This window comes from Sphingorhabdus profundilacus (assembly GCF_009769755.1).
In the GTDB taxonomy this organism is placed as follows: Bacteria; Pseudomonadota; Alphaproteobacteria; order Sphingomonadales; family Sphingomonadaceae; genus Sphingorhabdus_B; species Sphingorhabdus_B profundilacus.
In genome coordinates this window covers 564,177-586,559 of sequence record NZ_SDWJ01000002.1, presented here as the reverse complement: position 1 = coordinate 586,559, position 22,383 = coordinate 564,177, and the positions used below count along the sequence as shown (strand labels likewise).

At 55.7% G+C, this 22,383-nt stretch carries 20 protein-coding genes; 4 read left to right on the top strand and 16 right to left on the bottom strand.

From position 1 onward, the window contains the following. The first annotated feature begins 137 nt into the window (after nt 1-137). Entirely contained in the window at nt 138-1,064 is a 927-nt protein-coding gene (locus tag EUU23_RS10605) for a HEPN domain-containing protein (RefSeq protein ID WP_160354087.1), read from the top strand. A gap of 181 nt (nt 1,065-1,245) precedes the next feature. Here EUU23_RS10605 and EUU23_RS10600 read toward each other — a convergent pair whose 3' ends face one another. Both EUU23_RS10600 and EUU23_RS10595 read right to left on the bottom strand, forming a co-directional pair. Continuing rightward, complete coding sequence (locus EUU23_RS10600; RefSeq protein ID WP_160354086.1) at nt 1,246-1,953, bottom strand: hypothetical protein; 708 nt, start codon at nt 1,951-1,953, stop codon at nt 1,246-1,248. Continuing rightward, the gene (locus tag EUU23_RS10595; protein WP_160354085.1) at nt 1,950-4,979 is read right to left on the bottom strand and encodes an N-6 DNA methylase; all 3,030 of its coding nucleotides are present in this window, start codon (nt 4,977-4,979) and stop codon (nt 1,950-1,952) included. The genes EUU23_RS10600 and EUU23_RS10595 overlap by 4 nt, the downstream gene beginning before the upstream one ends. A gap of 482 nt (nt 4,980-5,461) precedes the next feature. Here EUU23_RS10595 and EUU23_RS10590 point away from each other — a divergent pair, with 482 nt between their 5' ends. Next, nucleotides 5,462-6,871, top strand: coding sequence for a deoxyguanosinetriphosphate triphosphohydrolase family protein (locus EUU23_RS10590; RefSeq protein ID WP_160354084.1), 1,410 nt, complete (start codon nt 5,462-5,464; stop codon nt 6,869-6,871). Next, nucleotides 6,872-7,648, top strand: a complete 777-nt coding sequence (locus EUU23_RS10585; protein WP_160354083.1) for a hypothetical protein — start codon at nt 6,872-6,874, stop codon at nt 7,646-7,648. Between the two features lie 216 nt (nt 7,649-7,864). On the opposite strand, the gene EUU23_RS10580 is transcribed toward EUU23_RS10585, so the two are convergent. From EUU23_RS10580 to EUU23_RS10565, 4 genes are all read right to left on the bottom strand, one after another. Continuing rightward, nucleotides 7,865-8,245, bottom strand: coding sequence for a CopG family transcriptional regulator (locus EUU23_RS10580; RefSeq protein ID WP_160354082.1), 381 nt, complete (start codon nt 8,243-8,245; stop codon nt 7,865-7,867). Continuing rightward, nucleotides 8,242-10,227 carry an IncP-type conjugal transfer protein TraG gene (locus EUU23_RS10575; protein WP_160354081.1) on the bottom strand — a complete coding sequence of 662 codons (1,986 nt, stop codon included), beginning with the start codon at nt 10,225-10,227 and terminating at the stop codon, nt 8,242-8,244. The genes EUU23_RS10580 and EUU23_RS10575 overlap by 4 nt, the downstream gene beginning before the upstream one ends. Nucleotides 10,228-10,341: 114 nt before the next feature. Then, a complete protein-coding gene (locus tag EUU23_RS10570; RefSeq protein WP_160354080.1) occupies nt 10,342-11,043 on the bottom strand; it encodes an RES domain-containing protein in 702 nt (233 codons plus the stop codon). Beyond that, nucleotides 11,030-11,467: an antitoxin Xre-like helix-turn-helix domain-containing protein gene (locus EUU23_RS10565; protein WP_246156425.1), complete on the bottom strand. Its 438-nt coding sequence runs from the start codon at nt 11,465-11,467 to the stop codon at nt 11,030-11,032. Before EUU23_RS10565 ends, EUU23_RS10570 begins: the two co-directional genes overlap by 14 nt. A gap of 631 nt (nt 11,468-12,098) precedes the next feature. Between EUU23_RS10565 and EUU23_RS10560 the strand changes: the two genes are divergently transcribed. After that, nucleotides 12,099-13,442 (top strand): NACHT domain-containing protein, encoded by a 1,344-nt coding sequence (locus EUU23_RS10560; RefSeq protein ID WP_218939590.1) that lies wholly within the window; start codon nt 12,099-12,101, stop codon nt 13,440-13,442. A 3-nt stretch (nt 13,443-13,445) separates the two neighbouring features. Here EUU23_RS10560 and EUU23_RS10555 read toward each other — a convergent pair whose 3' ends face one another. The 10 genes from EUU23_RS10555 to EUU23_RS10510 form a co-directional block, all read right to left on the bottom strand. Beyond that, on the bottom strand, nt 13,446-15,185 hold the full coding sequence (locus tag EUU23_RS10555; RefSeq protein WP_425505111.1) for a relaxase/mobilization nuclease domain-containing protein: 1,740 nt from the start codon (nt 15,183-15,185) through the stop codon (nt 13,446-13,448). After that, nucleotides 15,182-15,406 carry a hypothetical protein gene (locus EUU23_RS10550; RefSeq protein WP_160354078.1) on the bottom strand — a complete coding sequence of 75 codons (225 nt, stop codon included), beginning with the start codon at nt 15,404-15,406 and terminating at the stop codon, nt 15,182-15,184. The genes EUU23_RS10555 and EUU23_RS10550 overlap by 4 nt, the downstream gene beginning before the upstream one ends. A gap of 26 nt (nt 15,407-15,432) precedes the next feature. Beyond that, nucleotides 15,433-16,143, bottom strand: coding sequence for a lytic transglycosylase domain-containing protein (locus EUU23_RS10545; RefSeq protein WP_160354077.1), 711 nt, complete (start codon nt 16,141-16,143; stop codon nt 15,433-15,435). A gap of 3 nt (nt 16,144-16,146) precedes the next feature. Next, nucleotides 16,147-16,476, bottom strand: a complete 330-nt coding sequence (locus tag EUU23_RS10540) for a DUF736 domain-containing protein (protein ID WP_160354076.1) — start codon at nt 16,474-16,476, stop codon at nt 16,147-16,149. A 3-nt stretch (nt 16,477-16,479) separates the two neighbouring features. Continuing rightward, entirely contained in the window at nt 16,480-17,055 is a 576-nt protein-coding gene (locus EUU23_RS10535) for a S26 family signal peptidase (protein ID WP_160354075.1), read from the bottom strand. Continuing rightward, nucleotides 17,052-17,573: a DUF2840 domain-containing protein gene (locus EUU23_RS10530; protein WP_246156424.1), complete on the bottom strand. Its 522-nt coding sequence runs from the start codon at nt 17,571-17,573 to the stop codon at nt 17,052-17,054. The genes EUU23_RS10535 and EUU23_RS10530 overlap by 4 nt, the downstream gene beginning before the upstream one ends. A 164-nt stretch (nt 17,574-17,737) precedes the next feature. Next, nucleotides 17,738-18,616, bottom strand: a complete 879-nt coding sequence (locus tag EUU23_RS10525) for a replication initiator protein A (protein ID WP_160354074.1) — start codon at nt 18,614-18,616, stop codon at nt 17,738-17,740. A gap of 8 nt (nt 18,617-18,624) precedes the next feature. Beyond that, the gene (locus EUU23_RS10520; RefSeq protein WP_160354073.1) at nt 18,625-18,897 is read right to left on the bottom strand and encodes a helix-turn-helix transcriptional regulator; all 273 of its coding nucleotides are present in this window, start codon (nt 18,895-18,897) and stop codon (nt 18,625-18,627) included. A gap of 370 nt (nt 18,898-19,267) precedes the next feature. After that, nucleotides 19,268-21,547 carry a hypothetical protein gene (locus EUU23_RS10515; protein WP_160354072.1) on the bottom strand — a complete coding sequence of 760 codons (2,280 nt, stop codon included), beginning with the start codon at nt 21,545-21,547 and terminating at the stop codon, nt 19,268-19,270. Nucleotides 21,548-21,736: 189 nt separating this feature from the next. Then, nucleotides 21,737-22,060, bottom strand: a complete 324-nt coding sequence (locus EUU23_RS10510) for a DUF736 domain-containing protein (protein WP_160354071.1) — start codon at nt 22,058-22,060, stop codon at nt 21,737-21,739. Nucleotides 22,061-22,383: the final 323 nt, after the last annotated feature.

Sequence of the window (22,383 nt, the reverse complement as noted above, 5' to 3'; positions counted from 1 at the left end):
GCTTACGACATAGATATCCCATGTACCCGATATATTCAAGGCATTTACAATATACGACGTTTCCGGCAAATATTTTTCAGCAGAATGCGCGATATATCTTGCCAATTCAGCAGCAAGACTCCACGATATGAACCGAAATGCGCACCGATCTTGATCATCTCCCGGCCGCCAAGCAACGCGAACTCGAACGGGTTCGCGCGATTATCTTCGAAGAGTTCGAAGACGCGCTGGCGCTCGCACAGCATGAATGGAAGAAAAAGGGCAAGATCGAGAAGATTGTTCTTTACGGCAGCTACGCACGCGGCGGCTGGGTGGATGAACCCCACACCGCCAAAGGCTACCGCTCAGACTTCGATATCCTCATCATCGTCAATGACAAGCGCCTGACCGACAAAGTCGATTACTGGCTAAAGCTCGACAACCGTCTCACCCGTGAACTCGCCATCGACAAGACGCTCAAAACGCCGGTCAACTTCATTGTCCACACGCTACAGGAAGTGAATGACGGCCTAGCTCATGGCCGTTACTTCTTCATGGACGTCGCCAAAGACGGCATCGCGCTCTACGAAGCTGACGAGCGCCAACTCCATGTACCGAAACCCAAGACGCCCGAGCAGGCACTCGCCATGGCGAAGGAATATTTTGAGGAGTGGTTTCCTGCAGGTGCCGGGATGCTTGAAACCGCCAAGTTTAGTAAAAGCCAAGGGCGCTTGAAAGATGCTGCGTTTCTCACCCATCAAGCTGCTGAGCGTCTTTATCATTGTGTGTTGCTAGTCTGCACATTCTACACACCGCATGTCCATAATCTCGGCTTTCTTCGCACCCAAGCTGAGCGTATTGACATGAGACTAGTTGACGCTTGGCCTCGTGAATCCCGGACAGAACGCGCACGATTTGAAAAGCTCAAAGAAGCATACGTAAAAGCGCGCTATTCGAAGCATTACCAGATTACCGAAGACGAACTTGAGTGGCTCGGTGATCGGATCGAAGAGCTTGGTGGCGCCGTTCATGCCATCTGCTCGGAACGGATTTCTGAACTCAAAAACAGAGTTAGCAAAGCATAACTTTGTTCGCGATGTCCGAAAGGTTGGACGCTGCCGACAGTCCGGTTTCATAAGCAGAATCATGCTAAGGAGCCTTAGGTTCAGAAAGCTTGTTTCCGCAGGCTGCGTTGCTAACAATACTTATCCCGGTCATCGATAAATTGTAAAAATGATGCCATACATTTGGCCGCGGCACTGCAGCTTATAACCAGAGATGAAACAAGCTTATTGGTCCGGGATCATTGCCATCCACAGAGGCCAGGTAACTGAAACTCCGCTCATGCACTGTTTGCTGAACCGTTGGATGAAGATCAATTCTCGATTGCGGATGCGAAGCGGTTTGCAATGGATCAGACTTTAACTTCCCATTTTTTGCCAGGTGCGGAATGAGCCTCGACGAAAGAGATGAGTCATCGCGCACATAGGCCAACATAATGGCCTCTCGATTAGCCCAAGCATAATCTCCACAAACGAAGCGTGCGATTCCGTTGGTGCAATAAAGCCCGACGGTTTTACTGTTCGGGTGGTCGATTATCTTGCATTCGACAGCGATCGGAAAATTGCGATTTCCATGCAAAAGAATGAACGACAAGTCGGGGCGCAGTTCGAGTTTGCTGCCGTCATAACTTATCGATTCTCGACCGCGATGAACCGAATGCACCAAGTCTTTCCAAAGTGGCTGCGATTGGCAGTAATGGTTCAACCGCGGATCTAGGAGCGCGTTCACTTCGGCTTCGTCATTGTATTGCATAGTCGAGGTGCCGTTGCCGCGCAATTCATGCCAAGCGCATGAGATCGTTTCGAAGATAACGCTCAAATGCTCTTCTCTAACGGGATCAAGCGGTAGTCGCGTCCCTCTCGTCAGTTCGGCAATATGATCCGGCCTAGGTACCCCCTTTGTCGTTGTCATGCGGCGAGCTTACCCGACAGAAAATCGACATGTTCCCAGATGAGTCGACGAGCGACCAGTCGGGCGTGACTGATTGACCAATAGCGCGCCTGATTTAGGCGTCCAACGAACAGGCAATCGCTTTGTTCATCGCGGTAGATGATTTCGCTTGAAGATAAGGTATCAGCAGCCTGCTGCATAGATTGCAAAAGGGCAGCGTCAATTTGTCCAACCTCATTAACTCTGGCGGAGATTGCCACGAACTGCCAAGGCGAAAGGGTCGGCGACGCAATGGGTTGAACTGCAAGCTTTCGACCGAAGCGTTCTGCCCAAGGCTTCAGTTCGTTATCAAGGCGATCAGCAAATAGCTTTCGTGACTCGGCGGAGGTTGGCGCTCGGGCTGCATCCTTGTGGTCGCTAAAAGGCAAGCCATAGGCCAAAGTGTCCGAAATTGTTTGAACGTCATCGGGTGTCAGGTCGAACAACGAGCCAACCCACTCGTCCGTGCTTTTCCATCGCTCGGGCGTTTCACCTTCAGCGAGCTCAGCAAAAAGCGAAGCGGCTTTTTCGCGGTTCGCAGCGCTCAAATTGTCAAATCTTGGAAGGGGGGTCTCTTGGATATTAAACTTCTCCACTACCTCCCGTTCAACGCCGAAACCGCCGCTGGTAATCAAGGCATGCCAAAGTGCAATTTTACTGCTGATTACTAGGCACAGATATTTGGTCAATTCAGCAGCTGAACTTTGCAGGTGAGCGCTATAGCCATAATAAGTTTCATTAAATGCAAGGTCTGTCAAAGAAACGGCGGCTCCAATGCGTCCGTGCAACGCATTAGGCGATTTTTTCACCAAGAGCATTGGCCCTTTGTACAAATTCGCTTGGCCCCGCCGATGTACACGTGGCTTGTATAGCTGGCGGAACGGCCTAAATTTAGAAGTTTCAAGAAGAACACCTTTAAAATTACAGTGCTCCAGAACGGGTAGATCAAGCAGCATATCTGCCGAGTAACCTGGGAGACCGCCTTCTTTGGGATTGAGGCGGCTTTTCTCTAAGAGTTTCCCAAAACCCTTACCTGAGCAATTAGGTTGTTTTGAAGTCCCTCCGTGTAGGCTTTGCCAATACTCGCCGAAAGAAGGATATTCCTTAGATGACAAGCGTTCAAAAACTTCCAGATCAAGTCTCGTTCCTCGGAATAGAGCTTTCAGTAGCTCGGGTCGCTCTTCAAGACGGTCAATTGACACGATCTCGGTTTTAGCGGGATCAATTCTCCAGCTGCCACTCTCAGAAAGTGGGCCTTCTAGATGTGGGCTGATAAATTTAAATCCCGCGCCGGGCGGGCTTGCAATATTGCGCGCAAACAGCAGGCAGAAGGGTGCAGCGACGTTTGGCCACACTTTAGATTGACGGACCTCAGCCCCGTTGATGATGCCCGTCACATCAATGGATCGGCATATTGCCATGAGCGCCTTGTCCATGCCCTCGCCGCGTTGAAACAAAAGGCGACCGTGCAGGGCAAAAGCGATTTGGCTATTCGGTTTTGCCCATTCCATCGCTCGCCAGACAAAGGGCAGGTCAAGCACTTCATTGGGCAGCAGTGCAACTGCCATATCATTTTTCAATCGAGTACGAGCGATCCTTGAAACGCGCTCAATCACCGTCGGCCATTGATCCAGATTTGTTATCGATGACCAAGGAGGGTTACCGATCACGAGGTCGTATTGACCATTGTGTTCCTGCCCAACTTGGTCGCCTAAGCTGCCGAGACCTTCAGATCCCTCTGAGTCACTGTCGTTGCCAAGCTCAAAAATGACTGTTTTGCGAAGGTCCCGCTCAAATTTTAGCTTTTCGACTGGTTTTGGCGCAGCGTCTAATTCGATGGACATAAGATAAAGCCCAAGCGCAGCAAAGCGCAGAGCGGAATCGTTTATGTCGAAGCCGCGGATTTGTCCGTAAAGTATTTCGCGCAGCACCTTGGTGCCGGGTCGCTTGCCATCATGCTGCCAACGCTCTTTGACCAGCTGCCTGAACGCTGTAATCAGGAAAACGCCTGCACCCGCTGCGGGGTCGAGTACCTTGGCAGTGTGTGCTTTGCCGTCGCGTTTCAAAGCGGCAAATGACGCATGCACCATAAGGTCGGCGATGTGCCGAGGCGTGTAGAAACTGCCTTCTTTCTTTTGCTTGTCCTTTTGATGGGTGCCGAGATACTGCTCATACGCTTGGCTCAGTACACCAACCGGAATGTGTGCAAAATCTAGCTTCGCCCAGTCCTCGCTCCAATCGAGCTGAAGCTGGCCGCTCTCTGCTCGGCGCAATATGTTACCGACCGTTTGAAATGCTTCTGCTGGAAAGGTTCTGATTGTTGTCTCCGACAACGGCAGGAAATCGCCGTTGAAAGTGTCGTCCAGCCAATTGGATATTTTTACTACACTGTCGTGCGTATCAAACAGCGAGCCAGCACCGGATGGCCCGATTGCAATGACCTCGTCGTTCAACAAATGGCGATCAGCGAGAAAACGTGTGAATAAGGCGCGGCCAGCCAGCGAAATCGCGTTGCCATTGTCAATCCCAAGCGCGACCAAGGCATCAAGCGCCTCGGTCAGAAGTTTCAGGATCACATCGCTTATCCATCGCTGTTTCGAAGCGAACCCTGGACGTCTATTAACAATATGCGGGATGAGGAGTTGGACATGGTCCAATTCGCCATCGATAGCCATCGGCGAATTATCATCAAGGCCAACGCCGTAAAAAGTGAGCCTACTTGCCTCAGCGACCGCCAGATAAGGAGCATCGCCGCGCATCGCAACCAAGCGACGCAGGCGGCTCAGCTTAACGCTATCACTGCCGAGCGCATCGCCGTTTACAAGCATGAAAAGCGGCCCGCCCTGCCACTCATAAACGCCGATCAATGCCGAAAGTTCGTCGGAGCCCCGCGCGGCTGTCAACGTCGCGTATGGGAGGAGATGGAGTTGATCATCCTCATTATCAAAGCTTAAAAAGCTTGCGCGGTCACCACCGTGCTCTGCAATGATTTCCTTGTAATGGATCATTTCGGCAACTCGCGCCCAAAACTGGATCGGAATCGGGATGAAACGACGGTGATCCCGCTCCCGATTTTCATGGCGCCCCCTGTTTCATTACGTTGCGACGAATAGCGCATCCAAGTTTTTTGGATAACTATAGCGAGTTGGCTTTCCACGCAACAGCATTGCTTCACCAGGTTGCAGCGACTCTCGCTAGCTCATTTTCCTCGTGGAATAATTGCATGGTTCACTAGCGCGACACAGAATGAGACTCCAAATCGGCGGGATTGAGCGAACGTAGGACAACAAACTGGTGCTGCAATCCGATGACCTGCCCTCTTTAGCTTCATTGTTACTGACGCAGTTTTAGCGGTTAAGTTTGTGACCTAGCTTCGTCGCGTACCCAATAGGTTTGCGAAGAATGCTGCAGAAGATCAAGTGCAGCTTGGAAAGGCCCACGTCGACGCCTATCGCCTTGTTGCAATGAAACGTAGCGGTGATGGATTCGGATGACAACAATATGGTCGGACAGACGTGCGGGCGACCCCGCAAATGAGGCGGAGAAGCTGGATGATGTGCGGTCTAGGTTCCAACAGGACTATGATCGACTGCTGTTCTCAACACCTGTGAGGCGATTGTCCGACAAGACACAGGTGTGGCCGATGGACGAAAACGACGGAGTGCGAACTAGGCTCACGCATTCCCACGAGGTGGCCAATCTCGCTCGCTCAATCGGGACGCGCATCTACGCCGCGAATCCCGATCTATTCATAGGCGCTGATTTACACCAAGTCGTGCAACCCATGCTTTCGGCGATCGGGTTGGCCCATGACCTGGGCAACCCGGCATTTGGCCATCAAGGCGAAACGGCAATCGGGCGTTGGTTCCAACAGAGGCAATGGATATTCACAAACCATAGCGATAAGGGTGAGGGATTGCCCGTCGCCATCCCGAAAGAGCTCCACAAAGAATTTTTGGAGTTCGACGGGAATCCCCAGACTTTGCGGTTGGTTTCCAAGCTCCAGACGAACATTGCCCACCTCGGCCTAGATTTGACCTACGCTACACTGATCGCCGCGATAAAGTATCCCGTTGGAGCTCCCAATCGCGTTAAGGGCAATCCAATAACAAAGAAGTATGGGTATTTTGAATCGGAGCGAACCTTAGTCGAGATGCTCCGCGCAGTGACGGGTCTCAAGGAGCGCCAGCGCCATCCGCTGACTTGGATTATGGAAGCCTGCGATGACATTGCCTACTCCGTGCTCGACGTCGATGATGCAATGAAGAAGGGCGTTATTTCCCCGGATGACGTTATCGCTAGCCTTATAGCGGATGTCGGCACAGCCGGTCACGCAGTCGTAGCAAAGACGCGTGCGAAGTTCGATGAAGTTGACGCCGCCAGTCGGCGACCAGAGCTCGCGAGAGACATCAAAATTGGCTATTTGCGGGCCTATTTCATTGACGCACTTATTGACCATGCCAGCGACAACTTTGTTGCAGCTGGTCAGGCGGTAAACGACTTTACACACGTTGCGCCGCTCATGGATGACAGTCCTCTTTGCGAAAAGCTGAAGGCGCTTGCCGTCCAACATGCCTTCAGCAATCCGGGTGTGTTGCGCATGGAGGCGCGAGGGGCGGAGGCCATCGATGGGCTGATGACGACGTTCTGGGAGGCAATTCACGACAGACCGCATGAAAAGTTCGACGACATCCTAGCTCGGCGCTCAGGCGCTAAGAACAAATACGTGTTTGCCCTCATAAGTCAAAACTACCTCGAAGACGCGTCGCGTTCTGCAAGCTCAGAAGGCATCGCAGCTTCGGTTCGCTACCGCGAACTGCGCCTACTTACGGATATGATCTCGGGCATGACAGACACTTTCACGATGAAGCTCTGGGAAGATTTGAAGGACATGACCTAGGTGCAGCCTGCGGCGACCCTTCCCACGCTTAAGCGACGCATCGACGATTATCTCCGCGAAGATGCGTTGCCAATTCGACGCCTTCGGGAGATTATTTCAACGCAGTTCGAGCCCTTGGGTCCCATAGCCATTATTGGCGGCCTAGTCCGCGACATCGCGCGCCGCGGCAAGGTTGGCTTTAGATCCGACATTGACCTTGTTGTTGACGCGACACCGGAAGATGTAGCTGCGCTTGCATTGAAGATAGGCGCGACACCAAACAGATTTGGCGGTTTCTCGTCGATCCACCCGCACTGGAAGGTTGATTTTTGGTCGCTACCCAACACTTGGGCTGCGGCCGTCGGCCTGGTTCAAGTGAAATCGCTGGCAGATCTTGTTCACACCACATTTTTCGACTGCGACGCAATTTGCTACGAAATCGGGAAGAAGCGATTGCATGCTCTCCCAGGATATTTAGAGCGGATCAACAAACGATCCATCGACGTCAACCTGCTTCCAAATCCCTCAATTGACGGGAATTTGCTGCGCGCCTCGCGGCGCATTCTGCTTTGGGGTTTTCGGCCTGGTCCTAGCCTTCAGAGCTTTATAGAGCGAGAGCTTAACGAACATTCCTTCGCACGTATCGTTGACATAGAGCGATCGCTTTACCCGAATAATGTTCTTGACCACTTTGCTAGCGCACCGGGACTTTGCGAAGCATTGCTCAACGATAAGGCGTCGAAGTTATTCCCCACTTTCGGAGAGCAGCTGGATTTTCCAGGCTTCGGCGCCGAATAACGGATATCGACAATCAACCAAATTAAATTGTGATCGAGCAACCGGTTTAGCTGCGAGTGGCGAAACGAGAGTTTACCCGTTGCTTAATACCCGAAAGTTACTGGGCACTTCTGCTAGTTCGGGCCATCGAATTTGTTTAGTCCAGCACGTGAACTTACGGCAGCTGTTTTGGAGGCAGTTTGACCCCCTTCGTCCGCATTGTTAGCGATATCTGACTTAGCGAACAAGCCGCTCAGCGGTGCCTAGCCTGCGCATTAGCGCTTCCAAAAAACTATCATATCTCTCTTTGCCCTGTGCCTGCGCAGCCGCGACTGCACTGTCGGGCAAAGGTGGGTTGGCCGTCAGCCAAAAACGAACGAACAACGCCAAAGCCTCATTCCCAATTTCGACGCTCCGGTCCAGATTTTCTATCTGGCGCATCACCCGATCGATGCGCCTGCTGAATGCCGCCTCCATTCGCTCCGATCCATCGGGCGACAGGAATGAGACCAGAGCCGCTTCAACAAGCTCAGCCTGAGACACGCGCTTTCGCGCCGCATAATCGGATAGGTATCGGGCTACTTCTGGTGAGAGCCGGAAAGTATGTTTCGATTTCACAGCTCGATCCCATCGCCAGGATCAAGGGCAGCCTGACGAGCATTAGCGGTCATTCGGCTGCGAAGTCGTTCTGACCGCGCGGCGTCATCGGCCGCGCCATTGGTGCCCCCAAAGTCAAACTCGTTGATCCGCGATTTCGTCTGAGGCGCGATCTCGACATGCACTGGCAATTCGGGTTCGCGGCGCAACCCGCCATTTGCTTCATCTGGCGCCACAGTATCTTTGGAGGCCAACCTCCGGGGTGCTTTAATTACAGCTAACGCGCTCCAGTCATCCGAGGGCAGCCCTACGCGCATATGAACAGTCGGCTTCGGCGGCTTTATGATCCGACTTTGTAAGCGAGGGTCGGCGTAATAGCGCGCCTTCTTTGCCCGGACCGGGGGCGCTCCCGATACCATCACAATCTCGTCCGTATCCGGCAGCTGGAGCATCTCGCCCTGGGTGAGGAGCGGCCGCGAGGTTTCGGAGCGAGAGATCATGAGGTGGCCGAGCCATGGCGACAGCCTATGGCCGGCATAATTCTTCATTGCCCGTTGCTCAGTTGCAGTCCCCAAAGATTCCGATACCCGTTTCGCAGTACGTTCATCGTTGGTCGCAAACGCCACCCTGACATGACAGTTGTCCAGGATCGCGTTATTGGCGCCATAAGCTCGCTCGATCTGGTTGAGCGACTGGGCGATCAGAAATGCTTTGATGCGGTAGCCTGCCATGAACGCAAGCGCGCTTTCGAAAAAGTCCAGACGCCCAAGCGCCGGAAATTCATCGAGCATAAGCAGCAGCCGGTGCCGGTCGCGTCCGGCTTCCAATTCCTCGGTCAACCGCCGCCCGATCTGGTTGAGGATCAGACGGATCAAGGGCTTTGTTCGGCTGATGTCCGACGGCGGCACGACCAGATAGAGCGTCGCTGGGCACTTCGCGTCAACGAGATCGGCGATGCGCCAAGCCGAACGGCTGGTTACTTCTGCGATCACTGGATCGCGGTAAAGCCCAAGGAATGACATGGCGGTCGAGAGCACACCTGATCGCTCGTTCTCCGACTTGTTCAGCAATTCGCGCGCAGCACTTGCGACAACCGGATGTGGACCTGCCTCGCCCAGATGCGGCGTGCTCATCATTGCCTTGAGCGTCGTTTCGATACTGCGGCCGGGATCGGACAGGAATGCGGCAACACCGGGCAGTGTTTTATCAGACTCTGCGTAGAGTACATGGAGAATTGCACCGACCAGCAAAGCATGGCTGGTCTTTTCCCAATGGTTGCGCTTTTCGAGACTGCCTTCGGGGTCGACGAGTATGTCGGCAACATTCTGGACGTCGCGGACCTCCCGGATACCGCGGCGCACTTCAAGCAGTGGATTATAGGCAGCGGACTGTAAATTGGTCGGATCGAACAGGATAACGCGGCTGAAGCCTGCGCGAAATCCGGCAGTCAGGCTCCAGTTCTCGCCCTTGATGTCGTGGACTATTGCCGAGCCCGCCCAGGTAAGCAGGGTCGGTATGACCAGCCCGACACCTTTGCCAGAACGGGTCGGCGCAAAACAGAGCACATGCTCTGGCCCATCATGCCGCAGGTAGCTGTTGTTGAACTTGCCAAGCACCACGCCCTGTTCGGCAAAAAGTCCGGCACGGATGATGTCGCGGCGTGTCGCCCAATGCGCTGAACCATAAGTGCTGGAACTGTTTGTCTCTCGGCCGCGCCAGACCGACATAAAAATCGCGACCATGATTGCGACGAACCCGCCTGAAGTCGCGATAAGTCCTCCGGTATCGAACACATGTGGCGCATAAGCGTCATAGGAAAACCACCACCAGAACAGGTCGTATGGCCGGTAGACCGGATGACCCCATAAATTGAACCATGGTTGCCCGAGTTCAGTCTGGAACCCGAGTGCAGATGCCGTCCACTGCGTCGCTGCCCAGACGCCTGTCAGGATGATGAATGTGACAGCCAGTATCTGGCCCCAGAGAATTTTTGCGGCTGTCACGGCGTTGGCTCCTGCAGTTTGGGAGATCAGTCAAGGCAGCGTGCGTGTAGTTGCAAGGGCAATTGATTTTCGTGGAAAGGCTGGCGCAGGATCAGCAAGCGCGGGCGTATCAACCTATAAGGTTTCGGTTCGGTATTCCGGAGATCCGCTCCATGTCAGGCGTACCATAGCGCCCTGAACGACCGACTGGACGACATTCGGCCATAAAGCGGCAATGCAGGTGCCACCTTCATGCCTGACCGATGGATAGATGATACCATTATGACCTTCGGCCCGAGCCCCGGCAGCTACAGCATTGCCCGCAGCATAGCCTTTGGTGGGATCGGGATCGAGCGCCGGGTGCTCTGGCGCCCCACGCAAATCGATGAAGACCCCCGACATGCTGGCAAGCATCTCGCCATATTCGACGACCGCGTTGTAATCGCCGGCATCTTCGAGCGCTTTGGTCAAATGATAACCGACTTCGGCAATGCAGGTCTCAATAACCAGAGCAGCGTACCATGCGCCCCGATCAGCTGGATTGAAGCGCATGGGTTCTCGGGGCTTGGCATAAGCAAAACTCGCATTGATGAACTTGGCATGAGGTACGCCGTGAACCAGTTCATCGTCGCTTATACCGCCCAGGCCGCGTTCTTCAGCAACCAGTCTTCCGCTGGTCGCCCCTTCGATCTCTGCAAGAAGGTCCATATCCTCGGCCGCGTCCACCAGCGGGGCAAGCACAGGATCGCGCAGCCGCGCGCTTGCCACGAGCCTGATGGTGCGCGGAAAGGCTTCGCGCACCAGTGGCAGTGCTGGGCCAGCTTCAGAGCCCGCCACGCAGCGCGTCTACATATTGCCGGGTCTCGAGCATACGCGGGATGCCACCTTCGATCATCGCTTCAATCGGCGACTTGCGGTCAAAGACCGGCGCACGATTGGCAAGACGCGGCCAGCGGTCCGCCATGCCGTCGGCAAACAGCAGATGCAACCCTTTGAACACACCGATCAACGCTGAGGCGCGGGTCAACTGGTCCTGGCTCAACGTGCCATCCCACTTGCCAGCTTTCATCCGGTCCCAGGTGCTTTCGGAAACGCCCAGAAGCGCTGCACCTTCGGCATTGCTTCCGCCCCAACTGTCGATCAGGCGCAAAACGGCCTTGATCGCGGCACCGGTCAGGCGTTTACGGTCGCTATCGCTCGCGAAGTTCTGCAAGGCCATGGCGGCGGGACCTGCGCGATCTGTGATTGCTACACTTGCCATTTCCGTGTCTCCTGATGCGTTTATACGCATCATCTGGTGCGAATGTCAAGACTGTTCGGATTCGGCGCGGACTCACCGGTCCAGCGAATGCCCAATCGAAGGAATGCCCTAGCCAGATAATAGCTATGATTGCTCCACGACCGTTTGTTGGTAAAGCTATCGTGGGGTCAGAATGTCATCAACGCAAAGCACTACTGCCTGGAAACAACTCGCTGGCGAAATTCTCGCAGTGAAGGGCCACGATTTCGAGACCTTGCTGCTCCCTGTCCTTCGGTCGATCTGGCCAGGTCTTGTTCGCCCTCGCAGCCTTGGAAGCTATGACGCAGCCGGTTGTGACCTCATTGCGCAAACTGACGATGACCAGCTGGAGGTCGTCATACAAGCCAAAGGCTTTTTCGCATCTGAAGGGCTATCGGATTCGCATGTCAGCCAGATCCTCGCTTCGATTGAAAAGTTCGCGAATTCTGAACTCAAGACCGATCACTATGTGTTGGTCCATAGTCGTGATGGTCGCAATCGGGACGCTGCTCGCACAATCGATGCTGCGTTGGAAACACTGAAGGTTCGGAACAAGGCTAAAACCGTAGCGCAATGGGATCGTATACAATGCTTGAGCGCTATCGAGAAGCGCTTGCGCGAGATGATCGATGAGCGCCTGAGCGAACAGACAGTGAGATTCCTAGCGGAGTTTGACGCACTGTTCGAAAGTGGCAGCGAATATGTCGACGTGATTCCGCTGCAAGTTGGAGAACTGAAGCTCAATCGCGGCCAATCAGCCGATATCAAACGTGACCAGACTGCCAAGCCGACACGACTGGCGCAGATGTTGGGTAAGGCCAAATCGCACCAATGGACGCTGCTTACCGGTCTGTTTGGAAGCGGCAAGACAAGTGCAGCACTTCATGCCGCACGTGAATGGCCCAATGGGGTCATTTATGTGCCCGCAGCCAACGTCGAACCGCGCCGCGGCGAATTTGGCACCAATGTCCTCATGTCGCGGATTATCGAAGCTCTGCACCTGTTCGACGATTATGATGTTGATGAGAGGGCGCAGTACCAGCGCCTGGGAGGTCCAGTTCTGCGTGCAATGCTATCGTCGGAAAATTCCGAACGAACGCTCATCATCGACGCACTTGATGAAAATCGCGCGCTTGCGACACCAGACGAGATTACGCGATTTGCCAGCATGCTGACTGAATTGCGCTGCAAGATTGTACTGACCACGCGCGAAGAGCATTTTCGAGCGACCTTCGGAAACATCGATCATCTTTTCAAGGAGCTGAGTCAACGAGGCGGCGGTGTGCGCAATATGAAGTTGTTGGAAGTATTACCGTGGACTCGAAAGGAAGTTGGCGCGCTGGTTGTTAAGATCCAGAGGCAGAAACCAGACAACCCCGGACTCAAGCATCTGTATGATGTCATTGCGTCAGACCAACCAACGGGCTGGCCTGAAGAGCTTCTTACCCATCCCTTCTTCCTTCGCATGATACTCGACTTGGTAGCCTCTGGCGCGAATCCTGCCGACACGCGTGTTGCGATTCTAAACCAATGGAGCTTCGCCAAGCTGGCGAGGGATCTGCGGTCAGCACGCAACACTATTTGCCCCGTAACGGATCGCGATGCCTATATCGATGACATGGAAGCGTTGATGGAGCGAGCTGCGGGCGAAATGATTGAACTGCAAAATAGCGAGATCAGGCTGCTTGAAACATTGGACTCTGACCGCCTCCTCGAACTCGCGTCCGATATTTTTCGGATAAGATGTCGAGATTTATCTGCAGCAATCGCCGTCACTTTCTTCAATCCAGTAACGCAGAAATTTCGCGGCTCGGTGCCGCTGCGATTTACCCACCGTGCGTTCCAAGAATATTATCTGGCGCGCCACATAGTAAAACAGCAACTTGAAATCGACCCTTATCCTGCCATCGTGCAAATGCTCGCCTCCGAGTTACGAGACGAGCCAGCGAAGATCTGACTTTCAGACACCTAATGTCCGTGACCTACCAAGCGTCCAGTCAATCCCGCCACCAGCTTTCACTATTCCCGATATATGTTGTCCCAGTTGCCTATCGAGTTGCGGTCGCCAGGGAACAAGCTCAAAGCACAGACCATCGTCGATCATGGCGAACCGCCCCGTGGCCAATTGTAAGCGCTCACGGTAGATGCCAGACACCACATCGCCTTCGGCGCTTGGACGATGCGGCAGTCCGGTTTGGGCAGTGATCGCGCCGCAGGCCTCTGCCAGTTCGCGCGAACGCAATGTGCTTAATAGTCCCCGGTCCATGACGACCCGGCCGCCGCGACGCGCAGCGAGGCCTTGCGATATAAGATATTCTGTCCGGTCTGCCTTGGCTTGTTCGATTGCGCTGCCAAAGCCACCCAGTGACTGCACCGGATCAGACGACACCAACTGCCGGTCGAGCCATGTACACCCTCGCGCGATAATCTGCTCGTCCAGTGGCAGATCGGACTGGACCCAAAGCGATTGTCCCGGCCGTCCGCGCCGGTCGGTCCAACTCTTGAGTTCAACGATCGCTCCGGGAGTAGCATCGCTGCTGAGGTCAAGGTCACCGAAACGCAAATGATGCACCTGCCCATCAGCGCCATCGATCACTGCATAGGCCTCCCCCGTTAGTTCGTCGTGCAGCCCACGTTCTACAAGGCGGCCGATGACCGGCTCTTCGACCGCATTCAGGTGGATAAAGAAGCGTCCGGGATCTGCGTTGATGCCGACACCATTCATGGCATGATGCATGGCTTTGATGATGTCGCCGCGAACGCCGAGTTGGCGCAACGTCGGTTCGAGGTTATGCTTGAGCGTCCAGCAAGCAGCCGCGATTCTGGTCGCAAGCCCCAGACGTTCGAGCTTGGCCGCGCGGCCGATCAGATGGCGGTCCATCGAAGATTGAGGGCGCGGCGGGGCAGGGCGCAGATCGATGACGCCGCCAAGATTATCAGCCATGCGCTGTAGCCGCCGGTCGAGACTGGTCAGACGATCCGCAGTAACTTCGCGCGCCAATGCCTGATCGATTTGATGTTCGCTGCGAAGGCCAAGTTCGACAGTGACGCGTGCCTCGGCGCGGCCGCGCATCCCTTCGCGGATATAATCCTTGTCGATGACGAGATCCTGGCCGTTTTCGGTCTTTCCGCGTAGCAGGATATGGATGTGGGGGTTGTCGGTGTTCCAGTGATCGACAGCGACCCAGTCGAGACGCGTACCGAGATCGGCCTCCATGTCGCTTAGCAACTCGCGGGTGAACGCCCGGACATCAGCTAGCTCGCCTGCATCTTCCGGAGAGACGATGAATCGAAAGTGATGCCGGTCATCGGCGCAGCGTTCGGCAAAGCTGGTGCCATCCGCTCGCTCATCATGATTGCCAAACATCGCGGCATCGGCTCCGTCCCGGCTGACGCCCTCACGTTTCAGATAGGCGATGTGCCGCAAAAGCGGCGCGGCCGAGAAACGCGAACCATGATGCCGGACCACGCGCGCCTTGACGAGTACCCGGCGCTGTCCGCGATGAGCTCGTATCGCGAGCGCGGCACTTCGGCCACGGGCATGACGCCCGGTAGCGCGTCCCCGGTGACCGGTGATGCCAACATAACCCGATTTGTTTGACAGTGCGCGGATCTGGGAGGCGAGCGACTTTGGCTTTGCCGACCGGCTGCTGCGATCCCGAACGCGCCCGGGCCTGATTTCGAAATCGTCATCGCTCACAGGAATTGTCTGATGTGTCGGCGCGACGGCGCTGAAAAGGCCAGAATTGAGCCATTTTCACGGTCAGCTGCCAGCACGGCCGGCAAAGGGCTGGCGCAGTTTTTCGTGTAATTCCAATATCCTGCACCCCAACCGACGGCGGTGCTTTTATCTTGCCATCGAAAATCTGCCTTCCTCTCCATGACCTTCAAATACGACAAGCCTGCGCCGATCCACTCCATGATCCGCCAAGGATGTAATGCAGCGATCATTGTGGACGTTTCTTCGAAACGGCAACGAACAGCCCGTTTTGACGATCAGGTGGAGCAGGCAAATGCGGCAGGGAAGGCGCTGGCGCGGCGGGAGCACCGTCGCTGGACCAGTCCGGGACTGCATCGCTACGACCGGCAAACAGCTGGCTTTGTGTCCAGGATATGCGATCAGCCTGCAATATTTGCGCGCTGGCAACGACAGTTGGTCCGCTGCCGGATTGAAGCATTGGAGCGATTTTGGCGACATAAGAACGGGTTTCGGCAGGCAATGGTCGGCCACGATCCCGCCAGTCCTGATAACGGCCAGGGCCCGCATTATAGGCTGCAAGAAAGCCCGGCGTGCCATAGCTGTCATACATTTCGCGAAGATAGCTGGTACCTGCCATGATGTTGTCGCGCGGATCGAACGGGTCGGTTCCAAGCCCGAAACGGGTGCGCTGGCGCTCCCAGGTTCCGGGCATGAGTTGCATCAGACCCATTGCTCCAGCTGAAGAGACAGCGCCGATCCGGCCCGCGCTTTCGGTGCGCATCACGGCGTAGATCCAATGTTCGGGAATGCCGAAACGCTGTGCGGCTTCGGCGACGTGCGCCGCAATGTCGATTACGCGCCGCGAGGCGTGCTCTGCTACGTCCTGCCCGAACGCTGGCTGGGTTTCACCCAGGGCAAAAGCAGCGAGAATGACGGCATATCGAACAAATCTGCGCATCGCTCAACTCGCAGCGTCGCGCCGGGACGGGCGCGACCAAACAAGCGCATGATCGTTGTTGTCGCTCCTGAACAGGTTTGCGCGCAGCGGCTGGATGAACATCGGATCGTCCAGCAAGACGGTGACATAATCACCGGCTTTCTCGCCAATATGCTTCCAGCCCGCTCCGATTTCACGTGCCTCGTCATCCGGTCCGGCAATCACGCGGAAGTCCGGTGCGTGCTCGCTGTCGGACTGTTCTGCCGGAACTAGGCTGATATCGATGTCGATCATGAGCATGTGCAGACGTCCGACAAAGCCGCCATCTGTGGCCGTGAATTTACCAATATGCATGTGTCAGTCTCCTTGGGTATTGGGGGCAGAATATGAAGCGCCTGGGCTGGCGAACCAGATGTGGCGGCCATTACCCACCTCATCGGTCAACACCGGGGTGGCGCGACCGATCACATCGGTCATGCGAAGCACACCAAAATAGCGACCGTCGAAACTGTCAGGCACTGCCGGGTTCATGAGAAACAGTTCGTCGGCGCCAAGCATATGGCAGCCCGACCAGGCGGGCAGTGTGCGACCGAGACGGTCGCGGGCACGCGCGACACCTGCAAACTTTCCGTCGATGGTGACGCCGTGTGCAAACCGGCAGACGCGCTGGCCCCGGACGGCAGCAATGCGTTTAATCAGCGGAATACCGATCGGAAGATAGCGGCGCTGTGCCAGCAGGTTCCGCAGTTTAGCCGGAGGTTCGACGGCAACGCGCTCGCCCACGTGCAGGCTCGCTGTGCCGCGAACAGCATAAAGCCCGGTTGGAACGCTTGGCGTGGTATTCCACACGGCAAAACGCGCGACCGGCAGGGCAAGCGTACCGAGAGTTGCGGCAGCGACAACAGCGGCGATCAGGAAGCGCCGCTGCGTCACCGTGTCAGCGCTTTGCGTTGGAGCCACGCGCGGTGGCGCGCAGGTGAATAGCTTCGCGGTGTTTCACGCGCTGCAAGCCGGTTGTGAATATGTCGCCAGTGATCGGGTGCTACGTCGCACGGGTCGATGCCCGACGCTTCGATCGCGTCGATTAGGCGGAAGACGCGCGCAACTTTGGGCCAGCCAAAAGCGGAAAGCAAAAGGTCCCCGCCTGGATCAACCTGCGGAACGGGGATCACGGCCTCGCCCGCGCAAACGGCACGAACAATGTGTAACGATGAACGCACCGTACCAAAATCATTGGCTGCCCAGCAGACCAGACCGAACACCTGGCCTGCCGAATAGAACTCCTTGCGCTGCCTGCGGTCGACGATCAGGCTGGCCACAGGCTTGCCGAATTTGAGCCAGTCCTCGCGCCAGCCTTTTTGCCAGACAAGCGTCACCTGCGTCAGTTGAGAGCTATCGCCGGGCAGTTCGCAGGACGGTGCCAGAAATGGCTGTCCTTTGTCGTTCGCCAAGCGCGTTGGCGTTAGCAAGAATCCGAAGGATTCTGTGTTAGCTAAGTTAAGGGCGCCGTGAAGCTCCGGTCTCTGCGCCTTTTTCGCGCAATTCGGTTCCCGATGGTCCGAAGATCGGGTTCCTGATCGTCCGGATGTGGTGGTTCCTGATAGTCCGTGTAGCATCATGACTTGTCCACAAGGCGAAGGCCGACGCGCCGCATCGCTTCATCGAACGGATCGACGGGAATGGCGACGAAGTTCAGCCGCTCACGGCCATGGGCATATTCGATCCTCAGAGTATATCCCGGGAGCGCCTGGCGTCTGACGATGTCGCGCAGTTCGAAGGCGAAGCGCTTCATCGGCGAAAGCACAGCTGATTTGAGATAAAGATGCTGGAAGTCAAAGCTCCAGCCACCTTTCTGTCTGCCACCATGCTTGCGCACGAGGCGGTATAGCCAGCGTTCGAGCCCGCCCGTCAGCGAAAAATAGGCAGAATTGATGGTAAGGATGAGTGCCTGATCGATCACAGCTTCGTAAAACCAGTCTGGAATGATCATCTCGATGCCGCGCGCGCGACCAGAACCATCGAGGCATTCCTTCCATTCATTGATCCAGGAGAAGCGGTGCCGCCGTCGTGCGTCACGCTGGCGGATCGAGGTCGCGATCGTCGTCGACTGCAAGCGGTCCAGCCCGGCCTTGAGCCGGTCATAGCTTGCTTTACCCGTGCCGCGCCGGGTGAAAGCGAGGATCTCATGCGGTGTGGCGGCTATTAGCCGCGAAGTCGGGCGGCCAGCATCGCGCGCTTCGACGATCTGGCTCGCAACCCAGATCAGGACATCGGCATCCCAGATTGTTGCCATACCATGTTCGGCGGTCGCCTCGACGAGAATCGAGATATCTCCCATCCGGAAATCGATCGGTCGAACCCGCTTCGATTTGGCAAGGCTGAAGAAGGGCCATGCCATGAGATCCTGTGAGTCTCGCACGGCGATGCCGCTGCCTGCCCCGACGAAAAAATCGGGTTGCGCGTCAATAGCCGGGAATGTCGTTGTGCGCTGCATCGAACGGATCAGCGTCGGACCGGGCCGGTATAGCCGTCGATCCGCTTGGCGGGATGGACAACACCCCTGCCGGGATCGCTGGTCGAGCAGCGTAGACCGAGCTCGGCCCAGGCATCAAGATCGGCGATCAGATAGACAATGCGTCCGCCGAGCTTGCGGTAAACCGGTCCTGTTCCAAAGCAGCGATGCTTTTCGAGGGTACGGGCAGACAGCCCGAGATGGACGGCCGCATCGGGCGTGCGAAGATAGCGGGCAATGATAGGAGTGGGTCGTGCGTCCATAAGCTTGATTCCGCGATTGTTCGAGGACAACGGCGGGCTGCCGCTGGCTGCCGAGATCAATGGCGCAGTGGCAGCTGCAGGGGGGAGCGACAATTTTGCCTATGCCAATATTGTCGCACTCGTCAGCCGCTAGCGCGATCAGTGCTTTCCCGTTCGCCTCGGATACCGGGTGAGAGCAGATTCTATCCTAAAGGCAGTTTTGGGCTGATTGCAGACCGCTACATCTTAAAACAGGCTCGCAGCCGGCAGCCTCTGCTCGTTGGCAAATTGCAGTTTCGGCGTTTCAGTCGGTATCAGGCATCCAAGTCATGAATGTTGGTGTTCGCTGTTGCGAAGACTATCTGCCTTCGCCTGCGGCAAGCAGCTAGATTTAGGGCGCATCCAGTTTTCGTTCGGCTGCATTGAGACGTTCTTCGGACGCAGCCTCAAGGTTAAATTGCTCACGGATATGCTGGATCTTAATGCGTGCATATTCGGCCATGCCGTTGATTGCGACGACGATCTCGACCAGACGCAGTGGATATTCGACATTGCCTGGTTCGCGCTTGCAGAGACTCTCGAGCACGCCAAGCGATGCCTCTCTTGCATCAAGCGCCAGCAGCAATTCTGCGACTGCGGGGCCTTCTGCGGCCGAACGTCCAGTCTCAATCAGCCCATGACCGAATGCATGGAGCAGAAGATTCTTGCTAGCCGCGGCATGGCCCTTTGGACCGGTAGTAATAATGCACTGCACTGCCTGCGCGAATTGGCCACTAATGAGCAAATGACACAGGTTCGCGTCACGAGACGGGTCGAGCGTACCTGCAAGCCGTTCCCGTGCGGTGTCGAGCACTGCGTCCACAAGTTCTTGATATTCAGATTTGAACTTTTGCACAAAACTGCCCGTGTCCTTGCCGATAAATGCGCTGGCCAGCACGATTAATGCCGCAAGGTCATCTGGAGCAGAGATGTCATTTAGAATAAGTGCTTTCACTTCCGGCCATTCAGGGTGGCTCGGTTGTCGATTCATTCGTTTTGGGCCTTCTTGGCGCAAATAGATTCGCAGCAGCACGGCGCGTGCGAGAAGGCTCTGGGCGCCGGTTTGCGCGCCGATGACGTCCTTTACTATCGTGCGTGCAGCTTCATGCCACCATGGCGCGAGCCTCCCTAACGATTCCAGCAGCGCAGGAGAAGCGGGCCTTCCGCTCGTCAGATGATAATCGGTCATTACTTCGGTGAGTTCAGCAGGAAAGCCAGGGCAGTAGGAAATGAGGGTAAGCAGGCCTTCCTCTTCCTCGACACCGCAACTTGTCAGCGCATCGCGGATGAACATATGCGATGTTCTGATTTCCAAATGATGGAAATGTTTGCTCGACCCCAAGTGCTCTGTGCAAATGCGCGTTTCCGCCAAAGGGGCGTGCGAAAAGGCGTCGCGAAAATAGTCGAGCGCTTTTGCCGCAAAGAGACCGGTTCCATCTTCCCAGCGCTCCAGCTCGCCCTGCATCTCCGTGGCCGAATAAGTCGGTCGCGGCGACGGACCGGCGATGATGTCGGGGCGCGACGGATCGAATGGTGACACAGTTCCTCTTTTCAAGAGCGTGCCTCTGACTTCCTGACCGTCCATCAGATGGGTGGTTAAGAAATGGACCTGTTGGCAAGTCTCGATAAAGGTCGCTTCAAGTCGCGCATAATGGCGAATTGCCTGAGCCAATTCGAACCCGTCCAATTCGGCGATAAGCGTGCAGAGCGAAACTGCAGCGTCAATTTCGAGATGTCCGCCAATGCGATTACGTAAGTGCCGGATAGGATCGATCGTCGTGTCATCGCGATTAGAAGTGGCAAATAGCTGAATGGCCACAGGGTTCGTGCCTGCAGCGGCAATCAAGGCATCGAGACCATCCATTTCCTGCGGCGCGCCGGCTTGTACTGGCCGGGTGATCAGACAATCGTGAAAGCTTACGATATCGGTAAGCAACCGTGCCTTCAATATGCGCCCAATTGGCGCATATTGCTTAAACAATGAGAGGAGTTTGCGCTCCGAGCGTACCCAGCGACGCAGTAGCGCTAATTGACCGGCGCGTTGATGAACCAGCGTGTCGTTGAACAGCACGGAGGAATTCGTCCGCGCAAACGCCAAGGCGTCCGTTCCAAATGTAACGGGTATGGCTACCTCTTTCGCAAGTACGTTGAGGGCCGAGGCGACGCTTGGATCGGCCAGCGCTGCGGGACTCGCGAAAGGTTGATGACCGGGTGCATTTAATGTGCCCAAGCTATCCCAAAGCTCATAGGCGCCGTCGACGAAATAATCGACCATTGAAGCATCGATTGAAGCCCATAATTCAGTGCGTGCAACAAGGTCGATATCCTGAACATGAGCGGCCAACTTATTTCGTACGATGGCGATATGCGCATCGAACTCGTCTGCGAACGTGTTCAAAGTGTCTTTTAGTTTCAAGCTGGCCGGGGAAAGGGGCAAACAGTTGCGCAGCTGTCGCAGGTGGCAGATGAATTCTGGAATGCGAATGGCTACATGGCGAGCGAGCATCCGCGCCATGTCGGAATCTGTAGCATAGCTTGTTAACTGGGCTGAGAGCGCGAGTTCCTCAACCAGAAAGTGCAGCTTTTCGGTTCGGTTAGCGATCAGAATGGTAGGAGCAATATTTTGGGTCACTATCCGGTTTGTTATAGAAGGATGTATAGCTACTCAAGGCAGCCGCGGTGCAAAAATAAAAACTGGACTCAACCGGCTACCTTATCCTTTCGGTACCGGCGTTGCGGCTGACAATTTTCAACGTACATCGACCGACGGCTGCAGACGAACCCCGTCCGGCAAAGCCGGACGGGGTGAAATGGTTGGCGATCAGTCGCCGTTCGCGACGCGGGCGCGAGACCAGATGAGGTTGAAGGTCTTGCCGTCTTCGTCGTCGAACAGGTTGGCGTAGATTGGAGCCGTGAAGCTCGGATCGTCCAGCTTGACCGAGAGATAGTCGCGTCCTTCATTCGAGCGCTTGGGCCAGCCTGCGCCGATTTCCGCACGACCGACGAACACCCGGTGGCTTGGAGCATTTTCATTTGCGCCGTCGGGTTCGGCAACGATGCGGACATTCTTCTGCTGAACGCTCATCGTAACGATTTCGCCTTTATAACCGTCGCTGGTCTTTGTGAATGTACCGATATTAGCCATGATAACTTCCTTTCAATGTTTCGAGCGCTGCGCCAATCGCGGCCTCGATGGCTGGTGACAGGCAGCGGCGCGGGACCGGCGCACCCCCCGGGGTCCCCGCTCGGCTCGCCGAGTGGGGTGGGTCTTAGGGCCGGAGTAAAACGCAGGACCGCAGACGGCGGCTATTTTGTTTCGCGATGCAAAGCGCGTTTACGCGCGGCGGAAAATAGGTGCCCGGCTGCGGTTGCGGCGGGCACGCGAGGGCAAAGCCCGTCTGCTGCCAGCCAGACCGTCGACGAGGCTGTGATTGGCACAGCGCATGGCAGCAGGGATATGGCAGTTTG

Excerpts from the sequence above, each read along its gene's own strand:
- EUU23_RS10605 (WP_160354087.1), top strand. The coding sequence starts at position 138 with ATGCGCACCGATCTTGATCATCTCCCGGCCGCCAAGCAACGCGAACTC.
- EUU23_RS10600 (WP_160354086.1), bottom strand. The coding sequence starts at position 1,953 with ATGACAACGACAAAGGGGGTACCTAGGCCGGATCATATTGCCGAACTG.
- EUU23_RS10595 (WP_160354085.1), bottom strand. The coding sequence starts at position 4,979 with ATGATCCATTACAAGGAAATCATTGCAGAGCACGGTGGTGACCGCGCA.
- EUU23_RS10590 (WP_160354084.1), top strand. The coding sequence starts at position 5,462 with ATGACAACAATATGGTCGGACAGACGTGCGGGCGACCCCGCAAATGAG.
- EUU23_RS10565 (WP_246156425.1), bottom strand. The coding sequence starts at position 11,467 with ATGGCAAGTGTAGCAATCACAGATCGCGCAGGTCCCGCCGCCATGGCC.
- EUU23_RS10550 (WP_160354078.1), bottom strand. The coding sequence starts at position 15,406 with ATGGAGTGGATCGGCGCAGGCTTGTCGTATTTGAAGGTCATGGAGAGG.
- EUU23_RS10545 (WP_160354077.1), bottom strand. The coding sequence starts at position 16,143 with ATGCGCAGATTTGTTCGATATGCCGTCATTCTCGCTGCTTTTGCCCTG.
- EUU23_RS10540 (WP_160354076.1), bottom strand. The coding sequence starts at position 16,476 with ATGCATATTGGTAAATTCACGGCCACAGATGGCGGCTTTGTCGGACGT.
- EUU23_RS10525 (WP_160354074.1), bottom strand. The coding sequence starts at position 18,616 with ATGCAGCGCACAACGACATTCCCGGCTATTGACGCGCAACCCGATTTT.
- EUU23_RS10520 (WP_160354073.1), bottom strand. The coding sequence starts at position 18,897 with ATGGACGCACGACCCACTCCTATCATTGCCCGCTATCTTCGCACGCCC.
- EUU23_RS10510 (WP_160354071.1), bottom strand. The coding sequence starts at position 22,060 with ATGGCTAATATCGGTACATTCACAAAGACCAGCGACGGTTATAAAGGC.